Origin of the sequence: Chitinophaga japonensis (assembly GCF_007830125.1) — a bacterium.
Lineage (GTDB): Bacteria > Bacteroidota > Bacteroidia > Chitinophagales > Chitinophagaceae > Chitinophaga > Chitinophaga japonensis.
In genome coordinates this window covers 1,419,108-1,441,744 of sequence record NZ_VLLG01000002.1, presented here as the reverse complement: position 1 = coordinate 1,441,744, position 22,637 = coordinate 1,419,108, and the positions used below count along the sequence as shown (strand labels likewise).

Below are 22,637 nucleotides of genomic sequence, written 5' to 3'. Positions count from 1 at the left end.
TTTCACATTTCCTTAATCATTGAACAGCAGCCAACACCATGTTCCTGATCCTACTACAGTACATACGGCCCTTAACGGCTATTGAGCACTACCTGGAAGCCCACCGGGCTTTTCTTGACAAATATTATAAAAGCGGCCAGTTCATCCTCTCCGGCCGCAGAAAACCGAGATCCGGCGGCCTCATCATCTGTAAGGCCTCCAGCCGCAAGGAAGTAGAGCAGATCATCACGGAAGACCCGTTCGATAAATACCAGTTAGCCATGTACGAGATCATTGAGTTTGAACCTACCACTTACGTGCACGAGCTGCAATCCTACGTTTCCTGAGGGCCTGCCCGCACTTTTCTATTTCCCTGCTGTACTGATACCGTAAATGGCTTCCGCTGAGCCTGTTATCTTTTTTTGTCTTTTTTGAAAAAGATTGCAATCGTTTGTAAAAGTTTGTATCTTTTACTTGTCCGGATCGAACCCGGAGTAGTTCACGTTATTAAAACAAGCACCTGATGAGTGTAGTAACTGTAGCAAATTGTTGCGTGTAGAAATGTTGTGTTAATTCCGTCCGGTTTGCTGTAGCTGTTGTTCAAACCAGATATTACGCTTCCACGTTGCATTATGCCGGAAAAGGTCTGCCTGCCTGCTACCTGCTGCAGGAGGAATATTGCCATACTGAGAAGCCTGATATACGATCAATCATTCCATTCTACACCTTTAAAACCAGCATCGTATGAATGTCCGCGTTCACTTGCGCCTTCCGCGGCGCACAGCCATCTGGCTGCTCCTGCTGCTGAGCGCCCCCGCCTTTGCCCAGCAGCAAAAGATCACCGGCACGGTGACCGATGAAAAAACCCAAACCCCGCTGCCCGGCGTTACCGTGGTGGTCAAAGGTACCAACAAGGGTACGGCTACTGCGCCAACCGGTACTTTCAGTATTGAGACCAGCCCGGGCGCCACCCTGGTATTCTCCTTTGTGGGATACGCTCCCAAAGAAGTGCCTGTAGGCAGCAGCACTGTCCTCAACGTAGCCCTGTCAGAAAGTGTGGGCAACCTCAATGAAGTAGTAGTGACCGGCTACGGCAGCCAGAGCAAAAAAGACATTACCGGCGCCGTGGCCACGGTAGATGTTAAAAAGCTGCTGTCCGCACCGGCGGCCAACGTAGGCCAGGCGCTGCAGGGCCGCGTAGCCGGCGTTACCGTAGGCACGGACAACAGCCCCGGCGGCAACGTAATGGTGCGCATCCGCGGCTTTGGCACCATTAACGACAACTCTCCCCTCTACATTATTGACGGCGTGCCCACCAAAGGCAACCTGAACACCCTGAACCTGGGCGACATTGAATCCACCCAGGTGCTGAAAGACGCCTCCGCATCTTCCATCTACGGCGCCCGGGCCGGCAATGGCGTGGTGATCATCACTACCCTGAAAGGCAAGCTGGGCAAGCCCAAACTTAGCTACGACTTCTATTACGGCACCCAGCGCCCCGGCAAGTTCCTGGACCTGCTGAATACGCAGGAGTATGCCAACCTGCTCTGGGAATCGCGCATCAATGCCGGAAACGTGGCAGGCAACGGCAATCCCACGCATGCCCAGTTTGGCAACGGTCCCACCCCGGTAATACCGGACTACATTTTCCCGGAAGGCGCCATGGAGGGCGATCCCCGCGTAGACCCCGCCAATTACACTACCGACATTGAAAGCCCGGAGTTCCGGAAATCAAAATGGCTGATCACCCGGGCCAATAAAGCCGGCACCAACTGGATGGACGAGATCTTTGATCCCGCCCCCATACAGAACCACCAGCTCAAGGTATCCGGCGGCAGCGAGTCCGCCCGCTATGCCATGTCGCTGAACTACTTTAACCAGGAAGGTATCCTGATCCATACCGGCTACAAACGCTACTCCGTGCGCGCCAATACGGAATTTAACGTCACCAGGGCCATACGCGTGGGGGAAAACTTCCAGGTAGCTTACGGCGAGCGCATCGGCCAGCCGGCCGGCAACCAGAACGAAGGCAATCCCATTTCCTTTGCCTACCGTATGCAGCCCATCATACCGGTATATGATATCATGGGCAATTTCGCCGGCACCAAGGGCGGCGACCTGGATAACGCCAAGAACCCGGTAGCGGCCCTGTACCGCAACAGGGACAATGTGACCAAGGAGCTGCGCCTGTTCGGCAACGCCTGGGCGGAAGTGGACATTCTCCGCAACCTCACCGCCCGCACCAGCATTGGGGTGGACTTTAACTGGAACCATTACAGGAACTTCACCGTCCGCGATATTGAATCCAGCGAATCCGCCAGCGTAAACAGCCTCTCCATCAATACGGCCTATAGCAACACCTGGACCTGGTACAACACCCTCACCTACCGGCTGGACCTGTCCGGTGTCCACCACTTCAATTTCCTGCTGGGCACAGAGGCTATCGGTAGTATGAACGATCCGCTTACCACCGGTCGCTCCCGCTTTTTCCTGGACGACCTGGACAACCGCTACCTGGATGCCGGCAACGGCAGCACCGCCACCAACAGCGGCGTGTACGGCGACTGGCGACTGGCCTCCGAGTTCGGCAAGATCAATTATAATTACAGTGAAAAATACCTGGTGGACTTTACGCTGCGCCGTGACCGCTCCTCCCGCTTCTCCAAACGGCAGAACGTGGCGTATTTCCCGGCAGCCAGCGCGGGATGGCGTATTTCCGAAGAGCCTTTCATGAAATCAGTGACCGCTATCAACGACCTGAAACTGCGTGTAGGCTGGGGCCGCACCGGTAACCAGGAAATAGGTAACTATACCCCCTATACGACCTTTGGCACCAACCCGGCCACTTCCTTTTATGATCTCAATGGCTCCAACTCTTCCGCCCTGCAAGGCTATGAGCTGAACCAGTTCGGCAACCCGGACGCCAAATGGGAAACCACCACCAGCACCAACATAGGGCTGGATGCTACCGTGATCAAGGGAAAGCTGGCCCTGGCGGTGGACCTCTACCAGCGCAAGACCTCCGACATGCTCTTCCCCATAGAGATACAATATACCCAGGGGCAGGCCACCAACCCCTTCCGCAACATTGCCACCATGGTAAACAAGGGCATTGAGCTGGGCCTCAATTTCAGCGACGATGCCATGCGCGGCGACCTCACCTACGACCTGGGTGTGAACTTCAGCGCCTATAAGAACGAGGTGCAGAAAACAGACGGCAACCCCAATACCCGCTACTTTGGCTTTACCACCCGCCTGCCGGCCATGACAGTGACCCAGGCCGGGCATCCCATTTCTTCCTTCTTCGGGTACGTGATAGACGGAATCTTCCAGAGCGACGACGATGCCAGCAAAGCGCCGCCCCAGTTTGGCGGCGGGGCCAACAACAAGGCCGGGCAGTTCCGCTTCCGCGATGTGAACGGGGATAACAAGATAGACGCCAACGACCGCACCATCATCGGCAGCCCCCACCCGGATTTTACCTACGGCATCAATGCCCAGGTGAATTACAAGCAGTTTGGCCTCACCCTGTTTGCACAGGGCGTGCAGGGCAACGACATCTTTAACTACGTGCGCTACTGGACGGACTTTCCCACCTTTGCCGGCAACCGCAGCAGGCGCATGCTGGAAGACTCCTGGCGCCCCGGCAAAACAGACGCCAAACTGCCCCAGCTCCGTTCCAATGATGTGATCAGCAGCAACCCCTCCACCTACTACCTGGAGGACGGGTCTTACCTGCGCATCAAGAACATACAGCTATCCTACAACCTGCCGGAAAGCCTGCTGAAAAGATGGGGCATAGAACGGGTACGGGTGTACGTACAGGGCCAGAACCTTTTCACCTTCACCAGCTACACCGGCCTGGACCCCGAGATCAACCTGCGCAACTATGACCCTAACAACGACCGGCATATGGGCGTGGACGAAGGGGCTTACCCCGTAGCCAAAGTATACCTGGTAGGCGCCAATCTTAGTTTCTGACATCTAAAACCCAAACATGATGAATACACGTAAAACCATATACGCGCTCCTGCTGCTGGCCTTCTTCACCGCCTGCAGCAACAGCTTCCTGGACCTGAAGCCCAAAGGCGTGCTGCTGCCGGAGCAACTGAACACCCGCAATGGCGTAAACGCCCTGCTGATATCCGCCTACTCCCTGCTGGACGGTGTGGGCGCCGGCAATACCACCTACCACAGCTCTGCCGACAACTGGGTGTATGGCAGCGTAGCTGCAGACGATGCCTACAAAGGCACCACCTCCGGCGACCAGCCCGCCATCAGCCTGATAGAGACCTACCAGATCTTGTCGGACAATGACTATTTCCGGGGCAAATGGCGGGCCGTGTACGATGGCGTAGCCCGTTCCAATGACGTGCTGCAAACCCTGGCCAGAACGGAAGACCTGACCGATGACGAGCGCAAGGCCATTACGGCCGAAGCCCGTTTCCTTCGCGGGCACTATCATTTTGAAGCCAAGAAAATGTGGAACCATGTGCCTTACATTGATGAGAACACCTATAACCCGGAGGATGCGGAAAGCACCAAAGTGAGCAACGAGGCGGACATATGGCCCAATATAGAGGCAGACCTGCAGTACGCCTATGAAAACCTGCCCCACCGCCAGTCCCAGCCCGGCCGCGCTTCCAAATGGGCCGCCGCCGCCCTGCTGGCAAAGGCTTACCTGTTCCAGCAGAAATATGCGGAAGCCAAAGCCCTGCTGGACTTGATCATGGCCCAGGGCGGCTATACACTGGTGGCCCGGTATGCAGATAATTTCCGCCTGGCTACCAACAACAATGCGGAATCCATCCTGGAGGTGCAGCACTCCGTGAATGACGGCGCACCCGGCGGCGAGAATGGCAACCAGGGCGCTACCCTCAACTACCCCTACGGCGGGCCCACCACCTGCTGCGGTTTTTTCCAGCCCTCGCAGAACCTGGTGAACGCTTTTAAGACAGACGCCACCGGCCTGCCCATGCTGAACACCTTCAATGATACCGACGTGACCAACGACCAGGGCATTGAATCCAACGCGCCCTTTACCCCATACGCCGGCGCGCTGGACCCGCGGCTGGACTGGACCGTAGGCCGTCGTGGCATTCCCTACCTGGACCACGGCCTGCATCCCGGCAAAGCCTGGATACGTGACCAGGCCTATGCCGGCCCCTATTCTCCCAAAAAACACATGTTCTACAAGGCGGATATCGGCAGCGGCACCTTTGCCAACAATCCCCGGCAAAACGCCAACAACTACCGCATGATCCGCTACTCCCATGTCATACTCTGGCTGGCGGAATGCGAGGTGGAAACAGGCTCGCTGGAGCGGGCGCGGGAGCTGGTGAATATGATACGCGAACGGGCCGCCAACCCGGAGGGGTTTGTAAAAATGCCCGATGGCAGCAATGCGGCCAATTACCAGATAGGCCTGTATACCACGCCCTGGGCGGATAAAGAAACGGCGCGCAGGGCCGTGCGTTTTGAAGAGCGGCTGGAGTTTGCCATGGAAGGGCACCGCTTCTTCGACCTGGTGCGCTGGGGTATTGCCCCGGAGGTGCTGAATGACTACCTGGCTAAGGAAAAGCTGAAACGTACCTACCTTAACGTAGCTACTTTCAGGGATCACAACATTTACTATCCTATTCCGCTGCAGGAAATTGTGAACAGCTCGAAGAACGGGGAACCTACCCTGACGCAGAATGAAGGATACTGATCTTTGAAATTCCAAATACCAAATTCCAAACGGGGGAATTGTGTCTAAAGTAAAAGCAGACCGCTTTTTAGTGAATCATGTCCCTTTCCGTTTGGAATTTGGAATTTGGATTTTGGAATTTCCCCCCTGGGGATTTGGAATCTCTACTGCTCTACCTGCTTTTTCAGGTCCTGCAGCCCATTATCATAATCCTTTTCCAGCGAGCCTTTCATAAACAGGCCCATAATGTTCTGCGGGCGCGGAAATTCGCTGTCAAATCCCCAGGTAACGGTAGTAACGCCGGCGTTCTCGCTCAGGCGATAGTAGCAGTCGGCGGTAGACTCCCAGGGTTTGATAAAAGTAAGTTGCTGCTGTACGCTGGTATAGGGCTCCATGGCAGTGGTTTCCAGCCGGCCCTCGCCTATCTTTTCTCCTTTCCAGTTGCTGGCGGCGCCCACCGTGCCGTCCTGGCCGGTAATAGTGTATTGTGCGGCGGTATCCATTTTATACCAGGGGTTCCAGTCGTTAAATGATGCGTAGTTTACCAGGTGCGGCCATATCTGGCTGGCGGGGGCATTGATGGCTACAGAGCGCTCAATATGCATTTTGGTGGGAGCAGCTACCAGGAGTATGACACCAATGAGCAGGATGATGCCAACGATCCATAGCAGTACTTTCAGTACTTTCATAACAGTTGTGGTTTTGGTACATGTTAAATATACGGATTTCCTACTATATAAGTCTTATTCGGGGCTGCGCTTGTAGCGCTTTTCCGCCTCCTGCGCCTGCTCAAAGTCCAGGATAACGGAGTTAATGCAATACCGCAGGCCGGTGGGCGGCGGGCCATCGTCAAATACATGTCCCAGGTGCGACTTACAGCGGCCGCACATCACTTCCGTGCGCTGCATGCCATGGGAATTGTCCGGCGCATAAATAACGCTGGTCTTTGAAAGGGGCTGGAAAAAGCTGGGCCATCCGCAGGCGCTCTCAAACTTGGCGTCTGATACAAACAGCGGGTTGCCGCAGGCAGCGCAATAGTAGGTGCCCTTTTCCTTGCTGTTCCAGTACTTCCCGGTAAAGGCCCATTCGGTCCCTTTTTCCCTGGCAATATGATACACCTCGGGCGACAGCAGCTTCTGCCATTCCTCGTTGGGAAGGTCTACTTTGGCAGTATCGCTGCGGGAGTATACTTCATTCTTTTTTCCTTCTTCCATGGTTGGATGGTTTTGACCGGCACTTGGTATATGCGGGTGCTTCAGTACAACAGTTAAACTACGCTTTCACAATTTTTATTGTGAGCGCATGTCACTTTTCCGGCATAAGTTACGAAGTGCATCTCATATCCGGATTATATAATATGTTAAAAATTCCAGGCAACCGGCCCGCTGCCGCTCCCAACTATTTAATAACTTTACGCCAAAAGGCTTTTAATAAGTGGCGGACATCATCAATTTATTACCAGACAATATAGCCAACCAGATAGCTGCCGGCGAAGTGATACAGCGGCCTGCCTCCGCAGTGAAAGAGCTGCTGGAGAATGCGGTGGATGCCGGCGCAACGGAAATACAGTTGATCATACGCGATGCGGGCAAGGAGCTGGTACAGGTAATTGACAACGGGGAGGGCATGAGCGAAACAGATGCCCGCATGTGCTTTGAACGGCACGCTACTTCCAAGATAAAGACCATCGACGACCTGTTTGAGATACGCACCATGGGTTTCCGGGGCGAAGCCCTGGCCTCCATTGCGGCGGTGGCGCAGGTGGAGCTGAAAACCCGGCAGCGCGGCGAGGCCCTGGGCTCCTATATAGAAATAGACAACAGTGTTGTGCGCAGGCAGGAGCCCTGCCAAACGGCGGAAGGCACCAGCTTTGCCATGAAGAACCTGTTCTTCAACGTACCGGCCCGGCGCAACTTCCTGAAAAGCAATGCGGCGGAGATGCGGCACATCGTGGATGAGTTCATCCGCGTGGCCATGGCCTTTCCACAGCTCCAGTTCTCCTTTACCAGCAACGGGCAGCAGGTGTTCTACCTGGAAAAAGGCTCCCTCAAGCAGCGGGTGGTGGCCATCCTGGGACAGCATTACAATGCCCGCCTGGTGGCGGTGAAGGAAAGCACCGATTACCTGAACGTGCACGGCTTTGTAGGCAAGCCGGAAACCGCCAAGAAAACCCGGGGCGACCAGTTCTTTTTTGTGAACAACCGCTTCATCAAAAGCCCGTACCTGCACCACGCCATCATGAGCGCCTTTGCGGAAATGATCCCGGCAGACAGCTTCCCGCTCTATGTGCTGTTCATAGACCTGGACCCCGCGCATGTGGATATTAACGTACATCCTACCAAGCAGGAAATAAAGTTCGACGACGAAAAGATCCTGTACGCCTTTGTACAGTCGGCCGTAAAGCATGCGCTGGCGCAGTTTAACGTAACGCCTACGCTGGATTTCAGCCTGGACCCCGGCATACAGCAACTGGACGCGGTGAACAAACCATTCACCTCCCGGGAGCAACAACGCTCCACCGGCGGCTCGCTCTATAAAACATTTACGCAGGCCCACCAGGCGCATGTGATAGATAAAAGCAGCAGCAACCTGCAGCACTGGAAGGATGTGTACGAGATCGGCAGGTCCGGTGCGGCAGCCCGTAACGGTACGGAAACACCCCCTTCGCCGGACAATGCGCCGGCCAGCCACCCTACCACCGCCTCCGTGATAGACGAGCGCTGGCAGGAGGCCGCCACCGACCAGAAAGTACCCGTACAGGTACACCAGCAATACATCCTCTCCCAGATAAAGTCCGGCTTTATACTGATAGACCAGCAGGCCGCCCATGAAAGGATATTGTATGAACGGTACCAGCGCGCCCTGCAGGAAAAGCCCATGCCCACCCAGCAAAGCCTTTTCCCGCAAACCCTGCAGTTGCTGCCGGCAGATGCCGCCCTGGTGTCCGAAATGCTGCCCGACCTGCAGACCCTGGGCTATGATATGGAGCCTTTCGGCAACCACACCTTTGTAGTGCGCGGCACCCCGGCCGATATACAGACCGGCAACGAGCAGGCCAGCATAGAAGGACTGCTGGAACAGTTCAAACACTTCAGCGCCGAGCTGAAGATCAGCAAACGGGAACAACTGGTGCGCTCCATGGCGCGCAACAATGCCATCCCTGCCGGGAAAGTGCTTTCCCCCCGGGAAATGCAGAACATGATCGATGAGCTGTTTGCCTGCAGTATGCCCAACGTGTCGCCCGGCGGCAAATACACCTACATTTCCTTTAAGCTGGCAGACATGGCCAGGATGTTCGAGAAAGGAGCGTAAACAGTATGAGCGATCACCCGGTGCAATATGAGCAGGGCGTGTATGTAGGCATGAAAATGCGGGAACACCTGCTGGGCCCTGTCATTACCAGCGAAACCGTATTTACACCCCACCTGAGCTCGGAGTGGCATTACCATGCCAACCCTCACTTCTCCCACATCCTGTCCGGCGGCAGCAAGGAAATGCGGAAAGGCAGCTCGGAAATACAGGCGGCCGGTACAGGGCTATACTATTACCCCGGCATTGCACACCGGAACGTAGACTACCGTACCGGCACCCGCATCTTTAACCTGGAGCTGGGTGAGGGCTTCTTCCGGGAGTTTGGGCTGGCCTTGCCCCCTGCCTCGCTGATGTTTGCGCGGAACAACCGCCTGAATACCGGCGGGCTGCTCAGGATCATGAAAGAGCATTACCTGCACGATGCCGATTCCCCGGTAGCCATTACCCAGTTGTGTATCAACCTGGTACAGGCCCACGGCAGGGAAGAAAAATGCTGCCCCGAATGGGCGGAAAAGATAAAGACCGTTATCCATGACCAGTGGAACCAGCCCCTGTCCCTGGCTACCTTATCCGCACAACTGGACATTCACCCGGTTACCATTTCAAAATACTTCCCCAGGTATTTCGGCTGCTCGCTGGGCGAATACCTGCGGAGGATCAAGGTGGAGCGTGCACTGGCCCTGGTGCGTAGCACCCGCCAATCGCTTACCGGCATAGCCTATGAATGCGGGTTTACAGACCAGGCCCATTTTACCAAAACATTCCGGCACATTACCGGCCTGCTGCCCAAACATTACCGGAATATATAATGCCACGCTTTTCCCGCTAACGCTAATTACATACAATTTCCGGCAGGCGTCCCGCCCTAGTTTTGCATCATCAACATTATCAGGATGATCATAAGACCAATGCAACCGGGAGACAATCAACCGGTAGGCGCCATTATACAGGCGGTGCTGCAGGAATTCGGGGCTAACAAGCCTGGCACCGCTTACTACGACGAGCACCTGTATCGCCTGTACGACAGCTTTCCGCCGGCCAGCTCCTGCTATTGGGTGGCGGAGCTGCAGGGTATGGTTGCAGGCGGGGGCGGTATCTATCCCACTGCCGGCCTGCCCGCAGGCTGCTGTGAACTGGTAAAGCTGTACCTGCTGCCGCAGGCCAGGGGCCGTGGACTGGGCAAAGCCCTCGTGGAGCGCTGCCTGCGGTCCGCAAAGGAGCTGGGCTACCGCCAGGTGTACCTGGAAACCATGCCGGAACTGCGCGTGACCGTACCGCTCTATGAAAAAGCTGGCTTCCGTTGCCTGCAGAAGCCCCTCGGCCAGTCCGGCCACCACGCTTGCAACATCTGGATGATAAAAGATATTTAACCGAAAAACGCCCGCATATGATCCTAGGACGAATTGCATTACTACTATTGACACTCATAAATTTCGTATATACCTGCCCGATAATGGCGCAGCAACGCAATGACAAGCTGCAGCGGCTGTTTGACGCCTATTACGAGGAGCGGCTGCAACTGTTCCCCGTAGAAGCCACGGCTGCCGGGGACCACCGCTACGACGATCAGTTGCCCAACGATGGCGCCACCCCCTATATTGCCGCTACGCGCACCTTCTACCATAAATACCTGCAGGCCCTGGAAGGCTTCAACCGGGCTTCGCTGAATGAAACAGACAGGATATCCTATGACGTATTGCGGCACCTGCTGCGCGCCGACCTGGCCGCCACCAACCTGCACCGGGAATACATGCCCATGAACCAATTTATATCTACTCCGCTGCAGATGGCGCAATTCGGTGCTGGCGGCAGTATACAGCCCTTCCATTCCGTAATGGACTATGAGCGCTGGGCCAAACGGATGAGCGCATTCAAAGAATGGGCGGATACTGCTATCGCCAACTTTAATAAGGGCATAAAAGCCGGTATCGTATTGCCGAAGGCGCTGGTCATAAAAATGATCCCGCAAATGGAAGCCCTGGCGGAGGAAGATACGGCCAAAAACGTGTTCTATAAACCACTGGCGCAGTTCCCTGCTTCATTCTCCGCAGCAGACAGGCAGCGGATCAGGGCCCTATATCACCAGGTGATCACTACCCGTATCATTCCCGCCTACCAGCAACTGGCCGGCTACCTGAAGACGCAGTATCTCCCTGCAGCACAGGCCCATGCCGGGTTAAGCGCACTGCCGGGCGGCGATAAGCTATACAATTACTACCTGCATTACTTTACTACAGATCCGAAGCTGACAGCGGAGCAGGTGTACCAGACCGGGCTGGCGGAAGTGGCGCGTATCACCCGGGAAATGGAAACCATCAGGGAAAAGGTGGGTTTTAAAGGCAGCCTGCCGGAATTTTTCCACTACCTGACAACGGATGCCCGCTTTATGCCTTTTAAAACACCGGAGCAGGTACTGGATGCCTACCGCGCTATTAACCGTAATATCCGGCCTTTCCTGGGCAATTTATTCAGCCGCCAGCCCCAAACAAAATTCGAGGTCCGCCGGGTGGAAGCCTACCGGGAAGCCTCGCAGGCAGGGCCTTCCTACGTATTCGGTAACCTGGAAGAAAACAGGCCCGGCATCTTGTATGTACCGGTGCCGGATGCTACCAGGATCAACACGGTATTTTACGGCGTAGAAGCTACTTTTATCCATGAAGCCATTCCCGGCCATCACTTCCAGATATCTTTCCAGCAGGAGAATAAAACGATTCCGGCCTTCCGCAAACAACCTTCGTTCTTTGCCTACCTGGAGGGCTGGGCATTATACTGCGAGTCCCTGGGGGAACAACTGGGCTGCTATACCGATCCCTACCAGAAAATGGGCGCACTGTGCAATGAAATGCACCGGGCCATCCGCCTGGTATTGGATGTAGCCATTCACACCGGTAAAATGACACGGGAAGAAGCCATTGCCTACATGATGGCCCGTGAGCCGGTGAGCGAAGCCATTGCTACAGCCGAGGTAGAGCGTTATATGGCCTGGCCCGGGCAGGCTTTGTCCTACAAAATAGGGGAGATAAAAATAAAGACCCTGCGGGATAAATATGCCCGGCAGCTCGGTGACCAATTCAGCCTGCGGCAATTCCATGATGCGTTGCTGCAATACGGGGATATGCCGCTGGATGTGCTGGAAGATTACCTGGATAACTGGGCTACAGGTCTTTCAACCGCTCATACAGCCGGCCGTACAGGCGGTAATGCCTGGCATACACTTCCCGCCCATGGTCGGTAGGTACAAACACTTCCTCCGCTGCCTGCCCCTCCGCAGCATAGGAAATGCCCAGCGCGGCATAGCCCATCATGGCCGCCCCGGTAGCGGAAGCGTCGTTCTGCTGGTGCAGGTGCATGGGTTGTTGAAAAATGTCCGCCATCAATTGAATCCAGCCGGGAGAGGCGGTAAAGCCGCCGCTTACGGATATTTTACGGATAGGTCCGGCCGTTTCCTGCAGCGCTTCTGCAATGCTCAGCAGCCCAAAGGCCACGCCTTCCAGCATTGCGCGCATAAAGTGCATGGCCGTGTGCTGCGGTTGTATGCCTATAAAAGCGCCCTTTGCATGCGGGTCCCATACGGGCGCCCGCTCCCCCAGCAGGTAGGGCAGGCATACTACCCCTTCTGCGCCGGGCGGTATGGCCAGCGCGGCCTGCAGGGCGGTATCCAGGTCCGTAGCGCCCTGGCGCTGCAGGAAATCCTGCACAAACCATTTCAGCACCACACCCCCGTTGTTTACCGGTCCGCCGGTTACAAAATGCTCCGCATCCAGTATATAGTTGAACAGGCGCTGGCGCGCATCCGTGACCGGCTCCCGTGCTGCCATGCGCAAAGCGCCGCTGGTAGCAATGGTGAGGGTGGCATGCCCGGGGTCCAGGGCCTGGCTGCCCAGTTGCGCCAGGCAACCGTCGCTGGCGCCGGCTATAAGCGGCGTGTCTGCATTGATGCCCAGCGCCGCCGCTATAGCGGGCAGCGGGTGCAGGACGGTATGCGTGGGCACCGGCTCCGGCAACTGTGCGGCGGTAATGCCCGCAATGGCCAGCGCCCGGGGGCTCCAGTACCGGGTATGGATGTCAAACAGGCCGGTGGCGCCCGCAATGGAATGGTCTGTTACATACCGCCCGGTAAGCCGGTGCAGGATATATTCCTTGATACCCGCAAAGCAGGCGGCCTGTTCAAATATGTTCCGCTGCTCCCGGCGCAGCCAGGCTATCTTGAACAAAGGCAACATGGGGTGCATGGGCACCGCCGTCTGCTCGTACAGTATGCGCCCCTCGGCCGTGCCCCGCAGCGCGTCCGCAATATCCTGGCTGCGGTTGTCGGCCCAGATGATCAGCGGGGTAAGCGGGCGGTGGGCGGCGTCCAGGGCCAGGATGCTGTGCATGGCGCTGCTGAAGGCTATGCCGGCCGGCATCTGCCCCATTTCCGCCACTACCTGCCGGATACCCGCTTTTACCGCCTGTAAAATACTTTCCGGGTCCTGCTCGCCGTAGCCCGGCTGCGGGTACACCGTATCATACCCCTGCTGGAACACCGCGCCGGTACGGCCATCCGGCAGGAGGGCCATCACCTTGGTACTGCCCGTGCCAATATCGGCGCCGATCATATATATTAAAGGGCTGCTCATAACTCAAAAGGTTCTCAAAATAAAAAACACCTTTCATCTGTCAATATTTATCTTTTCATTTGTCAGATGTTACCCGTCATAACAAAAATTTCAGCTCATAACTCACCGTAAAGTGAAAATTTTGTTATGACCGTTTCATTTTCTGGGTTTAATTTATAGATTTAAAGCCTTTTAGAAGTCAAAACCATCCACGTATATGGCATTTGAGATCAAGCAACAGGGTCCGGTCTATGATGTGTGCATTGTAGGATCTGGAGCAGGCGGCGGCATGGCCGCCAAAATACTATCCGATGCAGGGCTGAAAATAGCGCTGCTGGAAGCCGGTCCTAAATACGACCCGGCCGACCCGGAACAGGCTACCCAACTGAAATGGCCCTGGGAGTCGCCACGCCGCGGCGCCACCACCACCCGCCCCTTCGGCGATTTTGACGCCGCCTATGGCGGCTGGGAGATAGAGGGAGAGCCGTATACTACCAAAAACGGTACAAAATTCGACTGGTTCCGCTCCCGCATGCTGGGCGGACGTACCAACCACTGGGGACGCATTTCCCTGCGCTTCGGCCCCAGGGATTTCAAGCACAAAAGCTACGACGGGCTGGGCGATGACTGGCCCATCTCTTATGATGATGTAAAACCTTACTACGACCGGGTAGACAAAATGATCGGAGTGTTCGGCACCAAAGAAGGCATTTTCAATGAGCCGGACGGCTATTTCCTGCCGCCGCCCAAACCACGCCTGCATGAGCTGATGATCAAAAAAGCCGGCGAAAGTTTGGGCATTCCCGTTATCCCGGCGCGGTTGTCCATCCTCACCCGCTCGGTCAACAAAGACCGGGCTCCCTGCTTTTACTGCAGCCAGTGCAACCGGGGCTGTACAGTGTATGCGGATTTCTCCGCATCCTCCTGCCTGGTAAAACCGGCCATGAAATCCGGCCATGTGGACCTGTACACCAACGCGATGGTGCGCGAGGTGCTGACGGATAAGACCGGCAAAGCTACCGGCGTTTCTTACGTAGACCGGCTGGACCTGCAGGAGTACCAGGTAAAGGCAAAGGTGATCGTACTGGCGGCCAGCGCCTGCGAATCCGCCCGCCTGCTGCTCAATTCCAAGTCGGCCCGCTTCCCGGACGGGCTGGCCAACGGCAGCGGCGTGGTAGGCAAGTACCTGCATGACTCTACCGGCGCCTCCCGTGGCGCTTTCCTGCCCCAGCTCATGGACCGTAAACGCTACAACGAAGACGGGGTAGGCGGTATGCACGTATACATTCCCTGGTGGGGCGATAATAAGAAACTGGACTTTGCCCGCGGCTACCACATAGAGCTGGGTGGCGGCATGCCCATGCCTTCCTACGGCTTTGGCTTCGGCATTGAAAACCTGAACGGGAAATATCCCGGCCCGGACGGCCAGCCCAAAGCGGCCGGCGGCTACGGCGCATCGCTCAAGAACGATTACCGCCGCTTTTACGGCGCCACCATTGGCTTTGCGGGCCGCGGCGAATGTATTGCGCGGGAAGACAACTACTGCGAGATAGACCCGCAGGTGGTGGACAAATACGGTATTCCCGTGCTGCGCTTCAACTACACCTGGAGCGATCACGAGATCAAACAGGCGAAGCACATGCAGGACACCTTCGAGGAGCTGATCCATGAGATGGGCGGCGTGCCCCTGGGCACCAGGCCGGGTGCGGACAGCATGTACGGGCTGGATACACCGGGGCGTATCATTCACGAAGTAGGCACCACCCGCATGGGCGACGACCCGAAACGCTCCGTGCTGAACAAGCACAACCAGGCGCACGAGGTGAAGAACCTGTTTGTGGTGGATGGCGGCGCCTTTGTGTCGCAGGCGGACAAAAATCCTACCTGGACCATTATGGCCCTGGCCATACGCGCCTCCGAATACATTGTGGACGAGCTGAAGAAACAGAATATTTAACAACCGAACTTTCAACTATCAAACATATGGATAGAAGGGAATCCCTTAAAGCACTGGCAGTCGGGTCTTTATCTGTAGGCGCGCTGCTCACCGGCTGTGACGACAAAAAAGCCACGGACGCGGAAAAGAAAGACGGCGCCGGTGCGGAGGTATATGGCCGTACCCCGGCGGAAAAAGAAAGAGACGCCCGGCTGATGGCCGAAAAGTTTTTCACCGACGGGGAAATGAAAGCCATTACGGTGCTCACCGCCATCATCATACCGGCCGACGACCGCTCCGGCAGCGCCGTGGATGCAGGCGTACCGGACTTCATCGAGTTCATGGCCAAAGACCAGCCCCGCTACCAGTTGCCCCTGCGGGGCGGCCTGCGCTGGCTGGACGTACATTGCCTGAAGCAGTACAACAAGACATTCGTGGAGTGCAACGCCGAACAGCAGACCGCCGTGGTAGACCAGATCGCCTACCCGGAAAAGGCCTCCCCGGAAAACAGCCAGGGCGTAGCTTTCTTTAACCTGGTGCGCAACCTCACGGCTACCGGCTTTTTCACCAGCAAAATAGGCATCAAGGACCTGGGCTATGCAGGCAACACGCCCAATGAATGGAACGGCGTGCCGGACGATGTGCTGCAGCAGTACGGGCTGGCCTATGATGCAAAAACGCTGGAGCAGTGCCTGAAAATTGAGGACCGGGGCAAGTTGATGACCTGGGATTAAACCGTTTTTTATTAAATTATATCAAAATTTTTCTTACTCATGGTCCAGGAAAAGAATAACCAGGGAAACAGCGTTTCCCGCAGATCATTCCTAAAGAACGGCGCTATGACCGCAGCCGGCTTTATGATCGTTCCACGTCATGTGCTGGGTGGTAAAGGCTATACCGCTCCCAGCGACCGCCTGGTAGTAGCCGGTATAGGCGTAGGCGGTAAAGGGGAAAGCGATATCCATGAATTCTCTAAAGGCCCCGCAGACATTGCCTTCCTCTGCGACGTGGACGAGCGCCGCGCGGCCAACTCCGTAAAACGCTTCCCGAAAGCCAAATTCTACAAGGACTTCCGGGAAATGCTGGAGAAAGAGCATAAGCATATTGATGCGGTATCCGTATCCACGCCGGACCATACGCATGCCGTAGCCGCCATGGCGGCCATGCAACTGGGCAAGCACGTATACGTGCAGAAACCGCTCACACACGATATCTACGAAGCGCGCATGCTCACGGAAGCGGCCAACCGTTATAAGGTGGTGTCCCAGATGGGTAACCAGGGCGCTTCCGGCGACGGGGTGCGCCAGTTGATGGAATGGTACAATGCCGGCCTGGTGGGCGACGTACATACCGTGTACTGCTGGACAGACCGTCCCGTATGGCCCCAGGGCATTCCCTGGCCTACCGCCAAGGCGGAAGTGCCCAAGGAGCTGGACTGGGACCTCTGGCTGGGCACCGCTCCCTATAAGGATTATATAGACAAGCTGGTGCCGTTTAACTGGCGCGGCTGGTGGGACTATGGTACCGGCGCTATCGGCGACATGGGCTGCCATATCATTGAGCCGCCCTTCCGCGTGCTGGGCCTGGGCTATCCCACTTCTGTAGAGTGCAGCGTGGGCAGTGTGTATGTAGACGAGTTCAAGCGCGGCTATTTCCCGGAAAGCTGCCCGCCCTCTTCCCACGTGATCCTGAAGTTTGAAGGCAAGAACGGTAAAGAGGTGACCATGCACTGGATGGACGGCGGCATACAGCCTGCCCGCCCCGAAGAGCTGGGCCCCAACGAAAGAATGGGCGACGGCGGCAACGGCGCTATCTTCATCGGCGACAAAGGCAAGATGATGTGCGGCACCTACGGCATGTTCCCCAGCCTGCTGCCCACTTCCCGCTCCAAGCAGGTAAATGTGCCGCAAACCATTGCCCGCGTGCCGGAAGGCCACTACCAGCAATGGGTGAATGCCGCTATTGCCGGCTATAACAGCGACAAGGCAAAAGCGCTCAGCTCCCCCTTCACGATCGCCGGCCCGCTCACGGAAACCGTGCTGATGAGCAACCTGGCGATCCGCAGCTTCGATATCAAGAAGACCGTGGATGGCAAAACCACCTTCCCCGGCCGCTACATCAAACTGCTGTGGGATGGCGCCAACATGAAGATCACCAACTTCGATGAGGCCAACCAGTTTGTGAAACGCACCTACCGCGACGGCTGGAGCCTGGGTGTGTAAATAATTGATAATAAGCTGAATGTGCGGATATGTGGCGGAGTGGTCCCGCTGCATTTATCCGCACATTTGCATATTCATAATATTTTCGTCGTGGTTGTCGTTTAGTACAGGTACGAGTACTATTTTTACACCGCCAAACCATATCCGTGCAAACTATGCCATATAAATACTTTTGGCCGCTTGTAATAACCGGCAGCCTGGTCCTGGGGGCCTGTAAGAAAGAAAAAAGCCGGGAAGGCGATGCGCCGCTTCCCCCGGTCAGCACCTGTGGCTACGCCCCCTACACGGATGGTTCTGTATACAACTACGAGAACGTTAACGCCCAAACGTCCGACACCACCCGTTTTACCGTAACAGTTACGGGAGACAGCCTGATCAGCGGCATTTCCTACAAGAAGCTGGCTTCCGATACCGCCACTACCTACAACCGCTGCGATAACGGCAGCTATTACCAGATGGTGAAAGGCATTTCCTTTGAAGGCTATACGGCAGACAGTGTAATGTCCATTTACCTGAAGGATAATGTGGCTATTGGCAGCAGTTGGACAGATACGGTGGTAGTAAGGGATGGCGCAGACGAGCAAACCGTGATCCTCACCTACTCCATTACCCAGAAAGGGGCCACCAAAAGGGTATACGACCTGGATTTTACAGACGTGATTGCCGTAAAGCTGGATGCGTCGGTAAGGATACTGGGTACCCCAGTTTCCCTGGGCACCCTGGTCACCAACTATTATGCAGAGGGCGTGGGCCTGATACAGGCAGACCAGGCCCAGGACACCACCCGGCTCCGGAGCTATAACATTCAGTAAGCAGATCAGTACAGCTTGTGTACGTTGGTCAGGAAGCGCTCCACGGCCCTTCTTACGTTGGTAGCCTTATCATTATGATTATTTACCAGTACGCTGAACACCAGCGTTTTCCCCTTTTTAGTGGTCAGGTAACCACTCAGGGCCACGCAGCCGCTCAGGGTGCCGGTTTTGGCATGCACAAACTGGTCGCGGTAATAATAGCGCAGGGTGCCTTTGCCCCCGGTAGGTAATATGGCGTACAGCCTTTCCGTGGGTACCTGCTTATACATGGTGGTGAGGATGCTTACAAAATCCCGGGGAGTAAACAGGTTGTACCGGGATAGCCCCGATCCGTCTGCCCAGCGCGGCTCATGCGGTAATGACTGCAGGTATTCCTTTTCCATATAGCCGATCGCGCGGGCGGTGCTGATAGTATCCCACATTCGGGCCGCGCACATCATCAGCGTTTGCTCGGCAAAGAAATTGTCGCTGCGGTGCATCAGCGGGGTATACAGGGAATCTGCCGGGATGCTGTACAGGGTCCTGAAGGCGGCGCCGTTCAACTGCGGCAGGGGGGCCGCGGCGGCCAGCACCGGCTTGTGCAGGGTATCCTGCAGGCGGCGGGCCAGGTCCTGCAGGGTGCCGGTAATAAAAGGCACTTCGGCCAGCAAGGGGGAACGGTCACGCCCGTTATATTGCAGCGTGAAATAATTACGGCGTTCGTCCCTTTCCGTTACCGGCTCCGGCAGCGTGTCATTCTCCATCCAGGAAAAGTGGTCCGGGTCATTAAAGGCCGGGGGCGTAATGCTGATGGTATCGCCATGGTGCTTGATGCGGGCCACGTTGCCATACATAGGCCATTCATTCAGCTCCGGCTGGTAATAGTCCGAATAGTCGCTCCAGCCCCAGCCCGGTCCAAAACGCTTGTTGGTGTTCACGGCAGGCAGCAGGATGATGGGCTTATCTGTCCCGGCCAACAGCTCCATGGCCGGCTGGTAGGTATAGTCCGGGTGCAGGAAGGACGGGTCGCCCATACCTTTTACATACAGCACGCTGTCCGTTTCCAGGTATTGCAGCGCAGGCAGGCTGTCGCCCAGCAGTTGCAGACCAGCGTACAGGGTGAATATCTTGGTATTGGAGGCCGGGGTAAAGTACTTGTCGTCCTGGTACTGGTACCAGTACTGCCCGCTGGCCGGGTCATAGAGGCAGATGCCCGTGTGCGCCCGCTTTAAAGCCGGGCTTTCCAGCAGTTCCTTTGCCCATTTACGGATATTGTTTCGCTGCGCCTGCAGCGACAGGGCGCTTAAAAGTAAAAGACCAGAAAGCGCGGTATATTTTAATCGATGAATCATCTGCGATAAGCGCCAAATCTCAAAGAAGGAAATTCCAAATCCCAAATCCCAAATTCCAAAAGGTCTGCAGGCTACCAGGAACATTGAACAGTTCCAATTGTCGGGCGATTGCCAACTATTTGGAATTTGGGATTTGGGATTTGGAATTTCCTTCCGGTTTAGAATTTTAACTAAAGTATTTTGTGGTCCCCGGTTTTGCATAGGCATAAAAACCGTCCGCGTCCGGCAGCACCGGCGGGGGCGCATCAAACGCATACTTTTCCGGCTGCAGGCTGATACCGGAGTTCAGCGCCTTATCCCAGGGAATGATCTGGCCGGAGTAGGTAGCCATACGCCCGATAATGGAAGACAGGGTGGCCTGCGCGCCGCGTTCCGCGTCCTGGAACTTGTACTCTCCTTTGGCAATAGCCGCAAACAGCTCGTCGTGCTCCGTCTGGTAAGGGTTGTTCTCCTGCTTCCGGTCAAACTGGTACAGGGTGCTGCCTTTATGGTCCTGTATCAATCCTTTATCGCAGATAATGCGGCCTTTGGTGCCTACGATCTCCTCGTCCACGCGGCTGGCGCTGTCTTTCCAGTGGCGGCACTGGCTGTTCATCACCACCCCGTTGTCATAGCGGTATTCCACGTAATGGTGGTCAAATATCTCCCCGAACTCCTTGCCGGTACGCACGGCCCGGCCGCCCATACCAACCGCTGTTACGGGTGTGGCGCCCATGAACCAGTTGCCCACGTCAATGTTGTGTATGTGCTGCTCTACAATGTGATCGCCGCACAGCCAGTTAAAGTAATACCAGTTGCGCATCTGGTATTCCATCTCCGTATATTCCGGCTTGCGGGGCCGTACCCACAGCGCGCCCTGGTTCCACCATACCTGCATGGACAGGACGTCGCCTATCATACCGTCCTGCAGGCGCTTGTACAGCTCCCGGTAGGAGTTCTGGTAATGACGCTGCAGGCCCACTACTACGTTCAGCTTTTTAGCCTTGGCGGTTTCCGCGGCTTCCAGCACTTTTTTAATACCGGCAGGGTCGGTAGCCACCGGCTTTTCCATAAATATGTGCTTGCCCTGTTTTACCGCTTCCTCGAAATGGATGGGACGGAAACCCGGCGGGGTGGCCAGTATCACCACATCCGCCAGCGCAATGGCTTTCTTATAGCCGTCAAATCCAATGAACTTGTTTTCCTCCTTCACCTTCACCCGGTCGGCCCGGCCGCTTTCGCCCAGGGCTTCCCTGATATTATTATAGCTATTGTTCAACCGGTCTGCAAAGGCATCGGCCATTGCTACCAGCTCTACATTCTCTTTGGTGCTGAGCGCCTGTGTGGCAGCGCCGGTACCGCGGCCGCCGCAGCCTACCAGGGCTATCTTGATGGTATCACGGGCGCCTGAGAAATAGTTGGCCTGGCTTACTACAGGCATGGCCAGTATGCCGCCGGCCAGCAGGGAGGATTGTTTCATGAAATCCCTGCGGCTTTGAACGTGGAATGTTTGCTTTTTTTCGTTTTCCATATGTGACATTTTATAATATGAATGATGAAGTAAGAAGTATGAAATACGATCATTACCGCGCGCACCTTCTTACTTCTTACCTCCTATCTCTTACTTCCTACCTCGCCCCTACGTATTTGTCCAGCACTTCGGCAAAGAATTGTTCGGCTTCCGCTTTGGTGGGCTGCTTTACCGGCCGCACGATCCTGAAGCCGATGAAGGGCGCATCCGCGTTCCACCATTTGCTTTTGGGTATCTGCGGGTCGCGGCGGTTCCAGGCCGGGTCTGATTTTAAGCGGGCGGCGCAGCGTACATGGGCGGCATCGTCTTGGTAGTGGCCGCCTTTAATGGTGCGCGGCGTTTTGGCAGTAGGCTTGTTCCAGGGATCTTTTGCATCCGCATGTTCCAGGAACTGCGCATCGTACTGGTCCAGCGTCCATTCCGCCACATTGCCCATCATATCGTACAGGCCCCAGGCGTTAGGCTTCAACTGGCCTACCTTATGATACTTGTCCTCACTGTTGCCCTTGTGCCAGGCATATTCCTTCAACTGCGCTTCATCGTTCCCAAAGGGATAAGCAGTAGCGGCGCCGGCCCGGCAGGCATACTCCCATTCTGCTTCTGTGGGCAGGCGGTAGAACACGCCGGTTTTGGCATACAGCCAGCGGCAGTACATCAGCGCGCCGTACTGGCTCATGCTGTTGGCGGGGTAGCCGCCGCTTTTGCCCATGCCCAGCGTAAGGTCTATGTACGGCGGGCTGGGGCGGGTCATGCCATCCGGTGTGGGTGTTTTATCCTTCTCTGCGTCTGCATATACGTCATATTCATCAAAGGTCACTTCGCAGGCGCCCATCCAGAAGGGGGCGATAGTGACCTGCTTTTGCGGACCTTCATCTTCCTCCCGGCCTTTTTCAGCAGCGGGGCTGCCAAAGGAAAAGGTACCGCCTTTAATGGGCACCATCTTAAATGAAACGTCCGTTCCGGGCAGTTTTTCTTCATACGCGGTAAAGGCGGCATCCTGTGCGGAGCCGGTTTGGGCCAGCAGCCCTGCTAAAGCCAGTGCTATCAGTTTTTTCATTCGTTAATATTGTCTTCTCACGGTGTTGTGTCCCTGGGTGAGACATTGTTGCTTATGCCCGGTTTCATCCAACATAAGTATTGACGGATGAATTTATTAAATCCGCTAATGGAATGCAATTTTATTTGATGAACTCAAATATTCCAGGGATCAGTTGAATTTTTTCCTCCTGATTAGTATTTCCATAGAAA

17 protein-coding genes are annotated in these 22,637 nt (G+C 55.7%); 11 read left to right on the top strand and 6 right to left on the bottom strand.

Features of this window, described 5'->3' with window-relative positions; genetic code table 11:
* Nucleotides 1-38: 38 nt before the first annotated feature.
* The 3 genes from LX66_RS05795 to LX66_RS05785 all read left to right on the top strand — a co-directional run bounded on the left by LX66_RS05795 (nt 39) and on the right by LX66_RS05785 (nt 5,689).
* Nucleotides 39-326: a YciI family protein gene (locus tag LX66_RS05795; protein WP_145710931.1), complete on the top strand. Its 288-nt coding sequence runs from the start codon at nt 39-41 to the stop codon at nt 324-326.
* A 397-nt stretch (nt 327-723) separates the two neighbouring features.
* Complete coding sequence (locus LX66_RS05790; RefSeq protein WP_145710930.1) at nt 724-3,960, top strand: SusC/RagA family TonB-linked outer membrane protein; 3,237 nt, start codon at nt 724-726, stop codon at nt 3,958-3,960.
* A gap of 16 nt (nt 3,961-3,976) precedes the next feature.
* A complete protein-coding gene (locus LX66_RS05785) occupies nt 3,977-5,689 on the top strand; it encodes a RagB/SusD family nutrient uptake outer membrane protein (protein ID WP_145710929.1) in 1,713 nt (570 codons plus the stop codon).
* Nucleotides 5,690-5,832: 143 nt separating this feature from the next.
* Here LX66_RS05785 and LX66_RS05780 read toward each other — a convergent pair whose 3' ends face one another.
* Nucleotides 5,833-6,357 (bottom strand): SRPBCC family protein, encoded by a 525-nt coding sequence (locus tag LX66_RS05780; RefSeq protein WP_145710928.1) that lies wholly within the window; start codon nt 6,355-6,357, stop codon nt 5,833-5,835.
* Between the two features lie 54 nt (nt 6,358-6,411).
* Nucleotides 6,412-6,882 carry a peptide-methionine (R)-S-oxide reductase MsrB gene (gene msrB / locus LX66_RS05775; protein ID WP_145710927.1) on the bottom strand — a complete coding sequence of 157 codons (471 nt, stop codon included), beginning with the start codon at nt 6,880-6,882 and terminating at the stop codon, nt 6,412-6,414.
* 220 nt (nt 6,883-7,102) lie between these two features.
* On the opposite strand from msrB, the gene mutL reads away from it, so the two are divergent.
* The 4 genes from mutL (at nt 7,103) to LX66_RS05755 (ending at nt 12,215) form a co-directional block, all read left to right on the top strand.
* Nucleotides 7,103-8,980, top strand: coding sequence for a DNA mismatch repair endonuclease MutL (gene mutL / locus LX66_RS05770; RefSeq protein WP_145710926.1), 1,878 nt, complete (start codon nt 7,103-7,105; stop codon nt 8,978-8,980).
* Between the two features lie 5 nt (nt 8,981-8,985).
* On the top strand, nt 8,986-9,789 hold the full coding sequence (locus tag LX66_RS05765; protein ID WP_145710925.1) for a helix-turn-helix domain-containing protein: 804 nt from the start codon (nt 8,986-8,988) through the stop codon (nt 9,787-9,789).
* Between the two features lie 84 nt (nt 9,790-9,873).
* Nucleotides 9,874-10,350: a GNAT family N-acetyltransferase gene (locus LX66_RS05760; protein WP_145710924.1), complete on the top strand. Its 477-nt coding sequence runs from the start codon at nt 9,874-9,876 to the stop codon at nt 10,348-10,350.
* A gap of 83 nt (nt 10,351-10,433) precedes the next feature.
* Nucleotides 10,434-12,215 carry a DUF885 domain-containing protein gene (locus tag LX66_RS05755; protein ID WP_158642546.1) on the top strand — a complete coding sequence of 594 codons (1,782 nt, stop codon included), beginning with the start codon at nt 10,434-10,436 and terminating at the stop codon, nt 12,213-12,215.
* On the opposite strand, the gene LX66_RS05750 is transcribed toward LX66_RS05755, so the two are convergent.
* A complete protein-coding gene (locus tag LX66_RS05750) occupies nt 12,136-13,599 on the bottom strand; it encodes a gluconokinase (RefSeq protein ID WP_145710922.1) in 1,464 nt (487 codons plus the stop codon). The genes LX66_RS05755 and LX66_RS05750 overlap by 80 nt on opposite strands.
* Nucleotides 13,600-13,795: 196 nt before the next feature.
* On the opposite strand from LX66_RS05750, the gene LX66_RS05745 reads away from it, so the two are divergent.
* The 4 genes from LX66_RS05745 to LX66_RS05730 all read left to right on the top strand — a co-directional run bounded on the left by LX66_RS05745 (nt 13,796) and on the right by LX66_RS05730 (nt 18,548).
* Nucleotides 13,796-15,535, top strand: coding sequence for a GMC family oxidoreductase (locus tag LX66_RS05745; RefSeq protein ID WP_145710921.1), 1,740 nt, complete (start codon nt 13,796-13,798; stop codon nt 15,533-15,535).
* 26 nt (nt 15,536-15,561) lie between these two features.
* Entirely contained in the window at nt 15,562-16,248 is a 687-nt protein-coding gene (locus LX66_RS05740; protein ID WP_145710920.1) for a gluconate 2-dehydrogenase subunit 3 family protein, read from the top strand.
* Nucleotides 16,249-16,287: 39 nt separating this feature from the next.
* Nucleotides 16,288-17,736, top strand: coding sequence for a Gfo/Idh/MocA family protein (locus LX66_RS05735; RefSeq protein WP_145710919.1), 1,449 nt, complete (start codon nt 16,288-16,290; stop codon nt 17,734-17,736).
* A gap of 155 nt (nt 17,737-17,891) precedes the next feature.
* Nucleotides 17,892-18,548: a hypothetical protein gene (locus LX66_RS05730; RefSeq protein ID WP_145710918.1), complete on the top strand. Its 657-nt coding sequence runs from the start codon at nt 17,892-17,894 to the stop codon at nt 18,546-18,548.
* Between the two features lie 5 nt (nt 18,549-18,553).
* On the opposite strand, the gene LX66_RS05725 is transcribed toward LX66_RS05730, so the two are convergent.
* The 3 genes from LX66_RS05725 to LX66_RS05715 form a co-directional block, all read right to left on the bottom strand.
* Complete coding sequence (locus tag LX66_RS05725) at nt 18,554-19,879, bottom strand: D-alanyl-D-alanine carboxypeptidase/D-alanyl-D-alanine-endopeptidase (protein WP_158642545.1); 1,326 nt, start codon at nt 19,877-19,879, stop codon at nt 18,554-18,556.
* Nucleotides 19,880-20,045: 166 nt separating this feature from the next.
* Complete coding sequence (locus LX66_RS05720; protein WP_145710916.1) at nt 20,046-21,389, bottom strand: Gfo/Idh/MocA family protein; 1,344 nt, start codon at nt 21,387-21,389, stop codon at nt 20,046-20,048.
* A gap of 97 nt (nt 21,390-21,486) precedes the next feature.
* Nucleotides 21,487-22,446 (bottom strand): formylglycine-generating enzyme family protein, encoded by a 960-nt coding sequence (locus LX66_RS05715; RefSeq protein WP_145710915.1) that lies wholly within the window; start codon nt 22,444-22,446, stop codon nt 21,487-21,489.
* Nucleotides 22,447-22,637: the final 191 nt, after the last annotated feature.

What these genes read in the sequence shown, in the direction of transcription:
- LX66_RS05780 (WP_145710928.1), bottom strand. Translation starts at nt 6,357, where the DNA reads ATGAAAGTACTGAAAGTACTGCTATGGATCGTTGGCATCATCCTGCTC.
- LX66_RS05715 (WP_145710915.1), bottom strand. Translation starts at nt 22,446, where the DNA reads ATGAAAAAACTGATAGCACTGGCTTTAGCAGGGCTGCTGGCCCAAACC.
- LX66_RS05790 (WP_145710930.1), top strand. Translation starts at nt 724, where the DNA reads ATGAATGTCCGCGTTCACTTGCGCCTTCCGCGGCGCACAGCCATCTGG.
- LX66_RS05735 (WP_145710919.1), top strand. Translation starts at nt 16,288, where the DNA reads ATGGTCCAGGAAAAGAATAACCAGGGAAACAGCGTTTCCCGCAGATCA.
- LX66_RS05755 (WP_158642546.1), top strand. Translation starts at nt 10,434, where the DNA reads ATGGCGCAGCAACGCAATGACAAGCTGCAGCGGCTGTTTGACGCCTAT.
- LX66_RS05725 (WP_158642545.1), bottom strand. Translation starts at nt 19,879, where the DNA reads ATGATTCATCGATTAAAATATACCGCGCTTTCTGGTCTTTTACTTTTA.
- LX66_RS05795 (WP_145710931.1), top strand. Translation starts at nt 39, where the DNA reads ATGTTCCTGATCCTACTACAGTACATACGGCCCTTAACGGCTATTGAG.
- msrB (WP_145710927.1), bottom strand. Translation starts at nt 6,882, where the DNA reads ATGGAAGAAGGAAAAAAGAATGAAGTATACTCCCGCAGCGATACTGCC.
- LX66_RS05720 (WP_145710916.1), bottom strand. Translation starts at nt 21,389, where the DNA reads ATGGAAAACGAAAAAAAGCAAACATTCCACGTTCAAAGCCGCAGGGAT.
- LX66_RS05745 (WP_145710921.1), top strand. Translation starts at nt 13,796, where the DNA reads ATGGCATTTGAGATCAAGCAACAGGGTCCGGTCTATGATGTGTGCATT.
- LX66_RS05760 (WP_145710924.1), top strand. Translation starts at nt 9,874, where the DNA reads ATGATCATAAGACCAATGCAACCGGGAGACAATCAACCGGTAGGCGCC.
- LX66_RS05785 (WP_145710929.1), top strand. Translation starts at nt 3,977, where the DNA reads ATGATGAATACACGTAAAACCATATACGCGCTCCTGCTGCTGGCCTTC.
- LX66_RS05740 (WP_145710920.1), top strand. Translation starts at nt 15,562, where the DNA reads ATGGATAGAAGGGAATCCCTTAAAGCACTGGCAGTCGGGTCTTTATCT.
- LX66_RS05765 (WP_145710925.1), top strand. Translation starts at nt 8,986, where the DNA reads ATGAGCGATCACCCGGTGCAATATGAGCAGGGCGTGTATGTAGGCATG.
- LX66_RS05750 (WP_145710922.1), bottom strand. Translation starts at nt 13,599, where the DNA reads ATGAGCAGCCCTTTAATATATATGATCGGCGCCGATATTGGCACGGGC.
- LX66_RS05730 (WP_145710918.1), top strand. Translation starts at nt 17,892, where the DNA reads ATGCCATATAAATACTTTTGGCCGCTTGTAATAACCGGCAGCCTGGTC.